The organism is Arthrobacter crystallopoietes (genome assembly GCF_017603825.1).
Taxonomy (GTDB): Bacteria; Actinomycetota; Actinomycetes; order Actinomycetales; family Micrococcaceae; genus Crystallibacter; species Crystallibacter crystallopoietes_B.
In genome coordinates this window covers 3,315,138-3,329,016 of sequence record NZ_CP072014.1, presented here as the reverse complement: position 1 = coordinate 3,329,016, position 13,879 = coordinate 3,315,138, and the positions used below count along the sequence as shown (strand labels likewise).

12 protein-coding genes are annotated in these 13,879 nt (G+C 63.0%); 7 read left to right on the top strand and 5 right to left on the bottom strand.

The window, feature by feature from the left end:
- Positions 1 to 256 precede the first annotated feature (256 nt).
- Both J5251_RS15225 and holA read left to right on the top strand, forming a co-directional pair.
- Complete coding sequence (locus tag J5251_RS15225) at positions 257 to 2,653, top strand: ComEC/Rec2 family competence protein (RefSeq protein WP_208574478.1); 2,397 nt, start codon at positions 257 to 259, stop codon at positions 2,651 to 2,653.
- A 69-nt stretch (positions 2,654 to 2,722) separates the two neighbouring features.
- Positions 2,723 to 3,730, top strand: coding sequence for a DNA polymerase III subunit delta (gene holA, locus J5251_RS15220; protein ID WP_171059235.1), 1,008 nt, complete (start codon positions 2,723 to 2,725; stop codon positions 3,728 to 3,730).
- Between the two features lie 91 nt (positions 3,731 to 3,821).
- Here holA and rpsT read toward each other — a convergent pair whose 3' ends face one another.
- On the bottom strand, positions 3,822 to 4,082 hold the full coding sequence (gene rpsT, locus J5251_RS15215; protein ID WP_139003478.1) for a 30S ribosomal protein S20: 261 nt from the start codon (positions 4,080 to 4,082) through the stop codon (positions 3,822 to 3,824).
- Positions 4,083 to 4,268: 186 nt separating this feature from the next.
- Entirely contained in the window at positions 4,269 to 4,835 is a 567-nt protein-coding gene (locus J5251_RS15210) for a type II toxin-antitoxin system PemK/MazF family toxin (RefSeq protein ID WP_139003479.1), read from the bottom strand.
- 127 nt (positions 4,836 to 4,962) lie between these two features.
- On the opposite strand from J5251_RS15210, the gene lepA reads away from it, so the two are divergent.
- A complete protein-coding gene (lepA, locus tag J5251_RS15205) occupies positions 4,963 to 6,816 on the top strand; it encodes a translation elongation factor 4 (protein WP_139003480.1) in 1,854 nt (617 codons plus the stop codon).
- 41 nt (positions 6,817 to 6,857) lie between these two features.
- The gene (gene hemW / locus J5251_RS15200) at positions 6,858 to 8,087 is read left to right on the top strand and encodes a radical SAM family heme chaperone HemW (RefSeq protein WP_139003481.1); all 1,230 of its coding nucleotides are present in this window, start codon (positions 6,858 to 6,860) and stop codon (positions 8,085 to 8,087) included.
- A gap of 49 nt (positions 8,088 to 8,136) precedes the next feature.
- On the opposite strand, the gene J5251_RS15195 is transcribed toward hemW, so the two are convergent.
- Positions 8,137 to 8,559, bottom strand: coding sequence for a DUF4870 domain-containing protein (locus tag J5251_RS15195; RefSeq protein ID WP_139003482.1), 423 nt, complete (start codon positions 8,557 to 8,559; stop codon positions 8,137 to 8,139).
- Positions 8,560 to 8,697: 138 nt separating this feature from the next.
- Entirely contained in the window at positions 8,698 to 9,543 is an 846-nt protein-coding gene (locus J5251_RS15190; RefSeq protein ID WP_139003483.1) for a DUF3097 domain-containing protein, read from the bottom strand.
- Between the two features lie 182 nt (positions 9,544 to 9,725).
- On the opposite strand from J5251_RS15190, the gene hrcA reads away from it, so the two are divergent.
- The 3 genes from hrcA (at position 9,726) to J5251_RS15175 (ending at position 12,718) form a co-directional block, all read left to right on the top strand.
- Positions 9,726 to 10,739, top strand: a complete 1,014-nt coding sequence (gene hrcA / locus J5251_RS15185; RefSeq protein ID WP_139003484.1) for a heat-inducible transcriptional repressor HrcA — start codon at positions 9,726 to 9,728, stop codon at positions 10,737 to 10,739.
- A 78-nt stretch (positions 10,740 to 10,817) separates the two neighbouring features.
- On the top strand, positions 10,818 to 11,945 hold the full coding sequence (gene dnaJ / locus J5251_RS15180) for a molecular chaperone DnaJ (RefSeq protein WP_139003485.1): 1,128 nt from the start codon (positions 10,818 to 10,820) through the stop codon (positions 11,943 to 11,945).
- A gap of 2 nt (positions 11,946 to 11,947) precedes the next feature.
- A complete protein-coding gene (locus J5251_RS15175; protein ID WP_208574476.1) occupies positions 11,948 to 12,718 on the top strand; it encodes a 16S rRNA (uracil(1498)-N(3))-methyltransferase in 771 nt (256 codons plus the stop codon).
- Between the two features lie 16 nt (positions 12,719 to 12,734).
- Here J5251_RS15175 and J5251_RS15170 read toward each other — a convergent pair whose 3' ends face one another.
- Positions 12,735 to 13,721: a Gmad2 immunoglobulin-like domain-containing protein gene (locus J5251_RS15170; protein ID WP_208574474.1), complete on the bottom strand. Its 987-nt coding sequence runs from the start codon at positions 13,719 to 13,721 to the stop codon at positions 12,735 to 12,737.
- Positions 13,722 to 13,879 lie beyond the last annotated feature (158 nt).

Genomic DNA, 13,879 nt, shown 5'->3' with positions numbered 1-13,879 from the left:
GGTCATGGACGCCACCAGCGACGCAGGCCCCGCCGGAAAACGAAGCTTGAAAGCGTGGTTCTTCCGGGAAAAGGGCCCAAGTGGTGCCGCCGCAGCTAAAGCGTTGCGGCCAGGAGTTGGAGAAAGCGGCTCCCGCGCCGTCAGACTTGATCTAAGACTAGCCGCCGCGGCGACAACCTGTTGGCTGTTGTCGCTCATTTTGCTGCGGTTACCGGCTGCGATGGCCTTGACTTACGCAGGCACGTGCACGGGCGCCGTGACAGTTCTCCTGCTGGCCGGGCTGCTCCGCCGGCGGCGGAAGGCAATTCCCGCGGTGAATGGCACAGTGTTCCTGCTGGTGTGCACTGCCGGCCTGCTGGCACTGGTCATCGGCATCAAACACACGGAGCGGCTCAGCGGGCCGATCGGGCCCGCCATCGACTCCGGAGCGTACGTCACCGCCGAACTAACGGCGCTCTCGGATGCCTCGCGGTCAAAAAATCCGTCGATGTTTGGCTCCGGACCACGGTATCTCGTCACCGCCGAAATCACGGAGGCATCGCACTCGGGACGGAAATTCGAGGCTGCAACCCCGGTGCTCGTCATCGGTAGCCAGACATGGCGGACAGTCCGCTACGGGGATCGATTGCACGCCGCCGGAACCCTGGCACCGATGGAACCGGGATCGTCGGAAGCTGCCATGCTGAGTGCCTCAACGGCGCCCGATGTGACCTCGACTCCGGCGGCTGCTGAAGCGGTCACCACGCTCCGGAGCCTATTCGTCGAACACACCGGGGGACTGCCGCCGGACGCGCGCGGATTGCTGCCAGGAATGGTGTTTGGCGACAGGGAACAGCAGACCGACGACTTGGAGGAGGCCATGCGCCGTACCGGGCTGACGCACCTCATGGCGGTCAGCGGCGCAAACTGCAGTTACTTGCTTGGATTTGTCTACCTGTTGGCAGCCGCCTGCCGAACGCCTCGGTGGCTGAGCTCGGTACTGGGCATTGTCGCGCTGGCCGGATTTGTGCTGCTGGTGCGGCCGGAGCCGAGCGTCCTGCGTGCCGCCGTCATGGGAGCGATAGGCGTTGCTGCGCTGGTATCCGGCCGACGTCGTGCCTCGCTGTCCTTCCTCGCTCTGGCCGTCATCGTCCTCTTGCTGGCGGATCCATGGCTGGCAGGCGAATACAGTTTCATTCTCTCGGTCCTGGCTACCTTGGGGTTGGTGCTGCTCGGCAGCACGTGCTCGCGATGGCTGCAACACTTTATGCCGAAGCTGCTCGCCGATGCCATGGCGATACCGCTGGCTGCCCAGCTTTTCTGCACGCCCGTCCTCGTCCAGCTCCAACCGGAATTGGCCATGTTCTCGATACCGGCCAACGTCCTGGCGGCGCCGGTGGTTCCCTTCGTCACCATCGGCGGCATGGTTTCCCTGGCGCTGCTCCCATGGGTGCCCCTACCCGGTAGTTGGCTCGTCCACGCGACCGGCTTTCTCACCCTCTGGGTCGCGCAGATCGCCCGGACCTTCTCCGGACTTCCACTGGCCACTCTTCCGTGGCTTGGCGGACCGGCCGGCGCGGTCCTGGCGGCCGCTGCCGCCGTTGTGCTTCTGGCCCTTTTGTGGCTGGCTGCGCAGGGTCGGCTCGGTATTTCCTCCCTGTGCTTCAGGGTCGAGCAGGCGGCCGGCCGTGGCAGCGGCTCCGGCCGGCGGTACACTCCAGCGTCCGCGAATCAGGCGCCCCGTGTGGGTGCGGAGCAGGTGAAACGCCTCGAGCGGGGAACCACGTGGCTTGCCGTAGGGCGATGGCCCGGGAAGCGGCGGGTGGGGACCGTGTTTTGTGCGGCCGCTGTCGCCGGTGCGCTGGTGGGTTGGCTGGTCTCGAGCACGGGTGCCGTTCCGCTGCCGGATCGCTGGGATGCTGTGGTCTGCGATGTCGGCCAAGGAGACGGGCTGGTCATCCGCACAGGTTCGGGACAGGCCATGGTTATTGATGCGGGGCCTGAACCAGACGCTATGGATTCGTGTCTGGATTCGCTCGGAGTGGAAAGCGTCGGGCTTTTGGTGCTCACGCATATGCACCTGGACCATTACGGTGGCCTGGACGGCGTGCTGGACGGACGTAGGGTGGCACGGGTGCTCGTTGGCAGTTCGAAGAAGGAGCTGCCCGACCTGGTCGAGGGCACACTGGCCGAACACGGGCTGGATCCTGAGCTAGGCAAGGCGGGCCAGTCCGGCCGGACCGGCAGCGCTTCGTGGCAAATACTCTGGCCGACGGCGGCACGGGGCGGCGCTTCAGAGAATGACTCGAGTATCGTCATGCTGGTCGCCTTGCCGGACGCAGACGGCGGGGTTCTGCGGATACTGCTGACCGGCGATCTGGAAGAGGATGCCGCGGCAGATCTGCTCCGGGGCTTGGCGCTAGAACCGGGCAGCGTGGACGTCCTCAAGATCAGCCATCATGGCGCCCGCAACGGTGGGACCGCGATCCTGGACCGGGTGCAGCCGAGAACGGCGGTCATTTCCGTGGGCCGTGGCAACGATTATGGCCATCCTGCACCCGAGATCCTCTCGGCCCTGGAGCGGCTCCGGGTACCAGTTTTCCGGACGGATCAAATCGGTACCATCGTGATCGATCTCGCAGGCGGCAGCCTAGCCGTGCGCCCGGCGGAATGATGGGAATCCGGCTTGGGAAAATCGGCTGCCCGTGACAATGTTGACTCTGATACTAGGAGGACCTGAGCTGTGAATCCACCCCCGGCCCGTCCGGCCGCAGGCAGCAAGACTGCCGGTCGAATCGTTTCCTGGCGCGACGTTGAACCGGCTCCGGTCGTGCTCATCAGCGGGCCGGAAGAATATTTGGCACACCGGGCCAGAGACCGTATTCGTTCGCTGACCCGGGGAGTCCATCCGGACGTGGAGCTCACCACGCTGGAAGCCGCATCCTATGCGTCCGGCCAACTGACCATGATTGCCAGTCCCAGCCTCTTCGGCGAGTCAAAGCTCGTTGAAGTGGACGGAGTTGCGCAGATGAACGACGAGTTCCTGGCCGACGCCGTGGCATATCTGCAGGCGCCGGCGGAGGACGTTACTTTGGTGCTGCACCATTCGGGCGGCGTCCGGGGCAAGAAATTGCTTGACGCTATCAAGGCCAGCGGGGCACCGGTGGTCGACTGCCAGGCGATGAAGAAGGACTCGGACAAACTGGACTTTGTCCGGCGGGAGTTCAAAGCTGCCCGTCGCGGACTTGATCCGGCGGCCGGTCAAGCTCTGGTCTCTGCCGTCGGGGCGTCCCTCCCGGATCTTGCGGCGGCGTGCGCCCAGCTGATCTCGGACGTTCAGGGAACGGTCACGGAAGAGACGGTCGAGAAGTACTACGGCGGTCGGGTGGAAGCTACTGGGTTCAAGGTGGCTGACGCTGCCGTCTCCGGCAGGGGAGCAGTTGCCCTGGCCACGCTCCGCCATGCATTGGCCACGGGCGTTGACCCGGTGCCGATAGTCGCTGTCCTGGCCATGAAACTCAGGCAGATCGCCAAGGTCAAGGGAGCATCAGTCAGCGCTAAGGACGCCGGCCTGGCCCCGTGGCAATTCGACCAAGCACGTAAGGACGCCAGGAACTGGGACTCGGCTGCGTTGGCTGCCTGCATTCAGATGCTTGCCGAAACCGATGCCCAGGTGAAGGGCGCAGCCCGGGATCCCGAATATGCCGTCGAGCGTGCCGTTACCGTCATCGCAGCGAGCGCTGGCCACTGAGTGCATAGCGTTAACGCTGAAGGCCCCCGCCGAATCGGCGGGGGCCTTCGTGTCATCGGCAGTTAATGCCGGTGAGCTTTGAAGCTGCTTCCTAGAGGGCGTTGACCTTCTTGGAGATAGCGGACTTGCGGTTAGCAGCGTTGTTCTTGTGAATAACGCCCTTGCTGACAGCCTTGTCCAGCTTGCGGCTGGCCGTAGCCAGAGCAGCGGTTGCACCGTCCTTGTCGGAGGACTCAACGGCGCTGCCGACTGCGCGGATGGCAGTCTTCAGCTCGGACCGGACAGCAATATTGCGCTGGCGGGCCTTCTCGTTGGTAAGGATGCGCTTCTTCTGGGACTTGATATTAGCCACGTATAAACTCTCTTTGTTGCGGACTGGTCGGTGAGGGCAGTCAGACCGGCCATTGACTGAGCGGCGTGGGGATACCGTAATGGCAGCCGGCCTGAGGTGCCCGTCGACCTGCGCGGACACACAGCTATAAATGTTAGCAGAAAAGCGCCAAGGGCTGCGTCCGCCACGGAGACGGCGCGCCGAGCTCTAATTCCAGCCGCGCGTCTGTCTTAGCGCCGTCGCCACCCGGGAAAACTCGCGTTCGCCCAGGACAGCTCCCTCGCGCCGGATATCCCGCGGATCCAACTGCAGCACGCGGTCGAGTTTTACCTCGCTGGGCCGTCCGCGCACGTCCCAGGATCCATGCCCTATATCTACGTAATCCTCATGGCTGCTTGTTCCGTTGTTCCGGTCCCTGCTGGTCATCATCAATGCCAGCAGCCAGTGGCCGTTACGACCTATCAGCAGCACCGGCCGGTCTTTGCCCTGGCTGTGGTCCTCTTCGTAAGGAACCCAGGTCCAGACAATTTCACCAGGATCCGGTTCGCCGTCTGGACTGGGGGAGTAGGTCACGGAAGCCCTGCCGCGGAAGTCGCCGGGGTAAGGGACGCTCAGTTCCCCCTGGCCATGTTCCTTTGCACGGCCCGGCCGGCTGTGCGGCGCCCGCCCTGGCCTTGCAGCCGGTGGCCTGGATGTTGACGTGCGGTTGACCGCCCGGAGGACTTTTGCGGCACTGCGGAGCAGCCGGCTAATAGTGTTCACGTTGAAAGCCATGCACCAAAACTACCCGGCGAATCCGTACCTGCCGGGAAGAAACAGGGACCATCTCATGGGAGACTGTTAACTTGGTATCTATCGAAGAGCCATCACCGAAGCCCCGTTAGAGAGTTAGGAAACCGCTGTGTCACCCATGGCCCGCACCGCACCGGTGCCTGCCGCCACAGATCCGGCGATCATCAGGAACTTCTGCATCATCGCCCACATCGACCACGGGAAGTCCACCCTGGCGGACCGGATGCTGCAGTTAACCGGCGTAGTCGAGCAGCGGGACATGAAGGCCCAGTACCTGGACCGGATGGACATCGAACGCGAACGCGGCATCACCATCAAGTCCCAGGCGGTCCGTCTGCCATGGGAAGTCGACGGCCAGACCTACGCGCTGAACATGATCGATACACCGGGGCACGTGGACTTCACCTATGAGGTGTCCCGGTCCCTGGCCGCCTGCGAGGGTGCTGTTCTGCTTGTCGACGCCGCGCAGGGCATCGAAGCCCAGACGCTGGCGAACCTGTACTTGGCGATGGAGAACGACCTGACCATCATCCCGGTGCTGAATAAAATCGACCTGCCGGCGGCGCAGCCCGAGAAGTATGCCGCGGAGCTGGCCAACCTGATCGGCGGCGATCCCGAGGATGTGCTGAAGGTCTCCGGTAAAACCGGCATGGGCGTTGAAGCCCTGCTGGACAAAATTGTCCGTGACCTTCCCGCCCCCGTTGGCAATGCCGATGCCCCCGCTCGTGCCATGATCTTCGATTCGGTCTATGACACCTACCGCGGCGTAGTGACCTACGTCCGTGTGGTCGACGGGGAACTCAAGCCCCGCGAACGCATCCAAATGATGTCTACCAAGGCCAGCCACGAACTGCTGGAGATCGGTGTCAGCTCTCCGGAACCGGTACCGTCCAAGGGCCTGGGTGTCGGCGAAGTCGGCTACCTGATCACCGGCGTGAAGGACGTTCGTCAGTCCAAGGTCGGGGACACGGTAACCACCCTGAACAACCCTGCCCCGGAGTCCCTCGGCGGGTATGCAGATCCCAAGCCGATGGTCTTCTCCGGTCTCTACCCGATCGACGGAGCAGATTATCCCGTGCTCCGCGACGCACTGGACAAGCTCAAGCTCAACGATGCCGCCCTGATTTACGAACCGGAAACCTCGGCAGCTCTCGGCTTCGGCTTCCGCGTTGGCTTCCTCGGCCTGCTCCATCTGGAAATCACGCGTGAACGCCTGGAGCGCGACTTCAATCTGGACCTGATCTCTACCGCGCCCAACGTGGTTTATGAGGTGACCCTCGAAGACAAGAAGGTCATTACGGTCACCAACCCGAGCGAATATCCGGATGGAAAAGTCTCCGAGGTCCGGGAGCCGATGGTTTCGGCCACCATTCTGGCCCCCAACGAGTTTGTGGGCGCCATCATGGAGCTCTGCCAGGGCCGCCGCGGCGATATGAAGGGCATGGACTACCTGTCGGAAGACCGGGTTGAGCTCCGCTACCGGCTGCCGTTGGCCGAAATCGTCTTCGACTTCTTTGACCTGCTTAAGTCCAAGACCCGCGGCTACGCCTCGCTCGATTGGAAGGCCGACGGCGAACAGGTCGCGGATCTGGTCAAGGTGGACATCCTGCTGCAGGGCGAACAGGTGGACGCGTTCAGCGCTATCACCCACAAGGACAAGGCCTACAGCTACGGCGTGATGATGACGGGAAAGCTGCGCGAGCTCATCCCCCGCCAGCAGTTCGAGGTGCCCATCCAGGCAGCCATCGGGTCGCGCATCATCGCCCGCGAGAATATCCGTGCCATCCGCAAGGACGTGCTGGCCAAGTGCTACGGCGGCGACATCAGCCGTAAGCGCAAGCTGCTGGAGAAGCAGAAGGAAGGCAAGAAGCGCATGAAGATGGTCGGCCGGGTGGAAGTTCCACAGGAGGCCTTCATCGCGGCGCTGTCGTCGGACGAATCGAAAGACAAGAGCAAGAAGTAAAACCGAAGTGATCAAGACAACGACGACGGCGGCGGTTACCTGTGCCTAGCGTCCTGCCGCTGGGAGACCCGGCACCGGCCGATGGCTTGCTGCCGCCACAGGCCGCTGCCGGCGCACAGGACAGGGACTTCTGTCTCTACGTCCACATTCCGTTCTGCTCGGTGCGTTGCGGCTACTGCGACTTCAATACCTACACTGCCAAGGAGCTCGGCTCGGGTGCGTCGCAGGACGAATACGCCGGTACTCTCAACGCCGAACTCGACCTGGCGGCCAAGGTGCTGCCCGCATCCGGGCTGCCCCGGCGCCCGCTGTCGACGGTCTTTTTCGGCGGTGGTACTCCCACTTTGCTCCCGGCGTCGGATCTGGCGGCCATTCTGAACCGGGCCACGGAATTATGGGGGCTGGCGCCGGGGGCGGAAGTCACCACGGAGGCCAACCCGGACTCTGTTACGCCCGAATCGCTGCAGACGTTGGCGGCGGCCGGGTTCACCCGTGTTTCCTTCGGGATGCAGTCCGCCGTACCCCATGTGCTCAAGGTGCTTGACCGCACACACGATCCGGAACGCGTTCCCCAGGCGGTCCGCTGGGCGCGGGAGGCCGGGCTGCACGTCAGCCTGGACCTGATCTACGGCACTCCGGGGGAGTCGGTTGCGGACTGGGAAGCCAGCCTGGACGCCGCCATCGCCTGCGAACCGGATCATATTTCGGCCTATGCCCTGATTGTGGAGGAGGGCACCAAGCTCGCCGCCCAGATCGGCCGCGGCGAAGTACCCGGAATTGACGACGACGATCATGCCACCAAATATGAACTGGCCGAGGGACGGCTGGCTGCTGCGGGCTTCGGGTGGTACGAGGTCAGCAACTGGGCCCGCACCGAAGCCGACCGTTGCCGGCACAATCTCTCATATTGGCGTGGTGATGACTGGTGGGGTGCCGGCCCCGGAGCCCATTCCCATATGGGTGGTGTCCGCTGGTGGAACGTGAAGCATCCGGCCGCCTACGGCCAACGTCTGTCGACTGGCGTCTCGCCCGCGGCGGGACGGGAAACCCTTGACGCTGCGACCCGCCAGCTGGAACATGTGATGCTCCAGACCCGTATCATCGACGGTCTGCGGACACAGGACCTGGGCCCGAATGGACGGAAAGCGGTAGCCGGTCTGATCGCAGAGGGGCTGGTGGACGGACCCGCGGCTTTCGCCGGCACTGTCCGGCTCACCTTGCAGGGCAGGCTGCTTGCCGACGCCGTGGTCCGCCGCCTCCTGGAAGACTGACAGGCGCGCATTGGACTAAGTCTCTCCGGGCGCGCCTGCGCCTGCCAGCCTAGTGGAGCAGGCGCAGATTGAACGAGTAGCGGTACGGGCGGCCGCGGTTGACTGCAATGCCTGCCATCACGGAGAACACCGTGAGGAAAACCCAGATTGCGGCTGCAATGACGGCAAAGAAGCCGCTGATCACAGGCACCAGAATCAGGATGTTGGCAATGACAGCGACGATCGTCGGCGGCAGCGTGAAGTTCAGGGCTTCCTTCGACTCCTGCGCTGTGAAGGGTCCGCGGTCCTTGAAGATCAGGTAGATGACCAGCGAAGGAAAGCAGCCCAGGATGCCGCCGAAATGAGCCAGCGTGGCCCACTGACGGTCTTCGGACGGTGTCAGCGGCAGGGCTGAGGAGGAGGCGCTTTCGTACTGCGTCCGGGGAGCCGGTTGACGATCCGGTTGCTTCTTGCGCGCGGGGTTGTCTGACACAGGACCTACCTCAGGAGAATTCGTTGTCGTTCTAATGGCTATTTACCTACGAAACTAAGATTAGCCGCTATGGCCGGTAAACACCGGACCGGGGACCAATCTTCCGGTCGCAGGCTGGGTTGCCCAGATGCACATGCCTCAGGCCGTGAGGAAATCGATGACTTCTTCAACGCGTCCCAATAGGGACGGTTCCAGGTCCGCGTAGGTGTTGACGCTTCCAAGCAGGCGCTTCCATCCGTCAGCGATGTCGATCTGGGTTCTGTTGGGCCACCCAAGGCCGTCGAGGATTCCGGTTTTCCAATCGGTTCCGCGCGGAACCACCGGCCATTTTTCCAGCCCGATGACGGCCGGCTTGATGGCCTGCCACACGTCCACATACGGGTGGCCGACAATCAGCACGTTGTTGCGCGCCGACGGAACGGCCATCGCGGCCTGGGCAATCCGCCACTCCTTGGTGTCGGGCAGCAGATGGTCTACCAGAATGCCCAGCTTTCGCTGCGGTCCCGGGTTGAATGCCGTTACCTCCGCAGCGAGGTCATCGACGCCGTGGAGCGGTTCGACGACTATCCCTTCGACCCGAAGATCATGGCCCCACACCTTCTCGACTAGCTCGGCATCGTGCTTGCCTTCGACCCAGATCCGGCTGGCCTTAGCCACCTGCGCGCGCAGTCCTTCTACCCGGACGGACCCGGAGGCCGTCCGCTGCGGACGTGCGGCGGCGGCGGCAGCGGCCATGGCAGGAACGACCTCCACGGGTTCACCTTCCAGCAAAAAGCCGAAGCCCAGGGGGAAGGAGCGTTTCTTGCCTCGCCGGTCCTCCAGCGACACCAGATGCACCCCGCCGGACTTCTCCACGCGCACCACCGCGCCCACCCAGCCGCTTTCGACATCCTCCAGTACCAGTCCGGGGTCGGCTCCGACTTTGCGAAGCTGACGCGACTTCGGAGCGGATAGATCCTGTGGTCCCCAGCCGTAGCTGCTCATCGGTTGTAGTCCTTCGGTCATGCAGCTTTCGAGTAGCTGCAGGCGATCAGCGGAGCCGCCGATAGGTGCAATGGCAGCCTGACAATGCTAACAACGTGCCAAAGGTATTAGACTTAGCACTTGGACGTGTTGAGTGCTAACCGGCATGTCTACTGCAGCCGTACGAAATCAGGAGGTGCCCAGTGAGCGAAGGCCGTCGGCTCGAGGTGCTGCGCGCTATCGTGGAGGATTACGTTCATTCACGTGAACCCGTGGGGTCCAAAGCCCTCGTTGATCGCCACCATTTAGGTGTTTCCTCGGCCACAATCCGCAACGATATGGCTGCTCTGGAAGAAGAAGGCCTGATCGTCGCTCCGCACACTAGCGCCGGCCGTATTCCCACAGACAAGGGCTACAGGCTCTTCGTGGACCGGATTTCGGATGTTAAGCCGCTTTCGTCCGCTGAACGCCGTGCCATTCAAGCTTTGCTCGAGAGCGCCGGCGACTTGGATGATGTCATGGATCGCACCGTGAGATTGTTATCCCAGCTAACCAATCAGGTAGCAGTGATCCAGTATCCGCGGTTGGGACGGGCGTGTACCAGGCACATCGAGTTTGTCCTGCTCGCACCGCAGCAGGTCCTCGTCGTCCTTATCGCCGATAACGGGAAAGTTGAGCAGCGCGTCATTGCCCTGCCTGATCCCGTTACGGATGAAGAATTGTCCGATCTCCGGTCAGCCTATCTCTCCGAATTGGCAGGGCACCCCCTGGATTCCGTGGGCGGGCTGCTCCGGAACGGATTGAAAGATGCCAGACCGGGCACGGAGGCTATCGTGCCACCTCTTTCAGCGGCCTTGGAAAGTCTTGCTGCAGCAACACAGGAGGAGCGTATCCTCATGGCCGGCACGGCAAACTTGGCCCGTTCCACCATGGATTTCCCATTGAGTATTGGACCCATTCTCGAAGCTCTGGAGGAACAGGTGGTCTTGCTTCGCCTGCTGTCCGAGATGCAGCAGGACGCCCGCGGGATTTCAGTGCGCATTGGGCATGAGAACCCGTACGGTTCATTGGCGGAAACATCCGTGGTCGCAACCGGCTATGGTCCGGGTTCTTCCGCCAAGCTGGGCATTCTCGGTCCAACCCGGATGGATTATCCGACTACTATGGCCGCCGTGCGCGCCGTAGCCCGTTATTTGTCACGCATCCTTGCCGGATAGGCAACCGGCCGACCAGCAGCACATGGGCAGCGGGAGCCGCTGCCTGCAACCGATTCCCAGGAAGAGAAGTAATACAAGGTGAGCAACCACTACGACGTACTCGGTGTCAGCCGCGATGCCACTGCTGAGGAAATCAAGAAGGCCTATCGGAAACTGGCCCGCAAGCTCCACCCTGATGTGAACACCGGGCCGGAGGCGGCGGAACAGTTCAAGCAGGTCAGCCATGCCTACGAGGTGTTGTCGGATCCGCAGAAGCGGCGGGTATATGACACCACAGGCAATGAGAACGGCACGGACAGCGGCTTCGGGGGCGGTTATTCGGGTGCTGGGTTCGCCTTCCAGGATATTTTCGAAACCTTCTTCGGTGGGCAGGGCACAGCCGGTCCGCCTTCGCGCACGCGCCGCGGCCAGGACGCACTGATCAATGTCCGCATCGATCTCAAGGATGCCGTGTTCGGCGTCAACAAGAAGATCGAAGTGGATACCGCCGTCGTTTGCCCCACCTGCGACGGCAGCTGCTGCCGGCCCGGCACCAGCCCGCGGACCTGCGACATCTGCGGCGGATCGGGCCAGGTACAGCGTGCCGTGCGCTCCATCCTCGGTCAGGTTATGACCGCCGCTCCCTGCGGAAGCTGTCAGGGCTTCGGCACGATCATTCCCGATCCGTGCAACGAATGTAACGGTGAAGGCCGCATCCGCAGCCGCCGCTCGTTGACTATCAAAATTCCGGCGGGTGTCGGAACAGGCACCCGGATCCAGCTGGCCGGGCAGGGCGAATCAGGTACAGCAGGCGGACCCCAGGGCGACCTTTACGTCGAGATCCGTGTCGCCCCGGATAAGAACTTCATCCGCGAGGGCGACGACCTCCATGTGACGATGGCGGTACCCATGACGGCTGCGGCCCTCGGTACCGACGTCGACATGGACACGTTCGACGGGGTGCAGTCGCTGAATATCAAGCCCGGCACACAGGCCGGCGAGGTCATCACCCTCAAGGGGCTCGGCGTGACGCATCTGCGGGGCTACGGCCGCGGCGATCTGAAGGTCCATGTGCACGTGGAAACGCCCACCAGACTCGATTCCGAGCAGGAGGAACTGCTGCGCCAGCTAGCAGCATCGCGTGGCGAACAGTTCACCGAAGGCAAACTGGCGGGCAGCGGCAGCGGCGTGTTTGCTCGCCTGCGGGACAAGCTCGGCAATCTCTAACAGTGACCAACCCCGTTTTCTTCACTGAACCCGGAGCATTGGCGGCGGTGGCATCCGGTGAGGAATTTGTCCTGACTGGTGCCGAAGCCAGGCATGCTGTCGCCGTTAAGCGACTGATCCCCGGCGAGAGCGTGGACGTCGTGGACGGGCGGGGCATGCGGCTTTCCGGAACGGTCGTTTCGACAGGTACGGAGAGCCTCACCGTCTCCGTCGAGACCGTTGCCCCTGAGCCGCCGGCACCCTTCCGGCTGACGCTCGTCCAGGCTCTGGCCAAGGGCGACCGTGACGAACTTGCGATCGAAGCTGCCACGGAGTTGGGCGTGGACGAGGTGGTTCCTTGGCAGGCCGAACGGAGTATTGTCCGCTGGCGTGACGCCAAGGCTGCCAAGGGGATGGCGAAATGGGAGTCGACGGTCCGGTCCGCCGCGAAGCAGGCTCGCCGCGCCACCGTTCCCGATGTGGCGCCGCTGGTTGATTTGAAATCGCTCTGTGGACGTATTGGCGAGAGCCGGTTGGCGCTGATCCTCCATGAGGACGCCCGGCTGTCGCTGACTGAAGCGGTTCAAAGAAGTGGGTTGGAATCGGAAGGCGACCTGAAGCAGGGCATTCTCATGATCGTTGGGCCCGAGGGCGGCATGAGTCCTCGCGAGGTTGAGCAGATGCGTGAGGCGGGGGCGGTGCCGGTGATCCTGGCTCCGCATGTGCTCAGGTCCTCAACTGCCGGGCCGGCCGCCGTCGCGCTGCTCAGTGAGCGGCTGGGCCGCTGGAACTAAACGTCGTCCGGCCCGCTTACCTGACCGTGAAAACCTTGCTGTCCGCGTTCTGGGGTTCTTCGGTCCGGCCGCTCATGTCCTGATGGAAAACCGTGACCCGGTATGTTCCAGGATCGAGCTCCTGGCTGAACCGGAACTCACCGGTTGCACCTGCAGTTGAGTCAACCTGCACCGTACCTTCTTCGACGATGGTTCCTTCAGCAATGTCTTCCGCAGACTCCAGCCGCGAAATGCGCCAGGACAACTGAGCTTCAAAGGCAACACCGCGCCCAAAGACTTCCACCCGGTCTCCAGTGGAAGCCCCTTGCTGTGGATCAATAATCCAGATCGGTGCGCTGAGTCGGGCATCGCGGGACATCGGCTCGCCGAGCTCCACGTGGCCGAATGCCTTGTAGCCGGAGTGGCCGTCTACCAGGATGACGACGTCGAGCGGGTTTTCCGCAGTACTCAAACCGGCATTTGCGGCTGCCGCGGTGGCCGTGTAGACCAACTGCTGCACAGCTCGTTCCGCTATTCCAGCGTCCACATCGGCCTTAAAGGCGTCGGAGGATATATCCAGGGTAATGACGGATCCGTTGGTGATGGAGGCTCCGACTTTCGACGCGGGCTGCCAGGGATTGAAGTAGTCCGGGTCCAGCGGCTGCAGCTTGGTGACCGCGCTGATTGCACTAGTGATCGGATCACCGAGATCCTCCGTTTCGCGGAACTCGCGGTAGAGGAACACGGTTTCGGCATTCGTGCCCAGCCAGTAGACCGGGGACAAAGCGGTACTTTGCAATGTTTCCACCGGAGCGCTGGTCACCAGCGGACTGCTCTGGACGCTCGGCTGGCCGCTGCCCGCCGGCATGGAAGTCTGGCCGTTGGGGCCATTCCCGGAAGGCGTGCAGCCAATCATGACCATGGAGCCAAGGGTCAACACTGTCAGCCACGCGCGGAATCGGCGCGGGGCTGCGTGGCGCGGCCGGTGGTGCTGCTCTGTGGAAATGACCGGATTCCTCCTCAACTCATGGCGGCGTCCTGTGCGCGTACGGGTGTCTGATGGCGGCACCTGCCGGTACCTGAAAAACCAGCTTGGCATACTGCCGGCGTCCGAACGGGCGGTTGGGCCGTCTCTCAACCGGACTGATGCACGATTGAGACAGGATCGATATCTACCGGTCA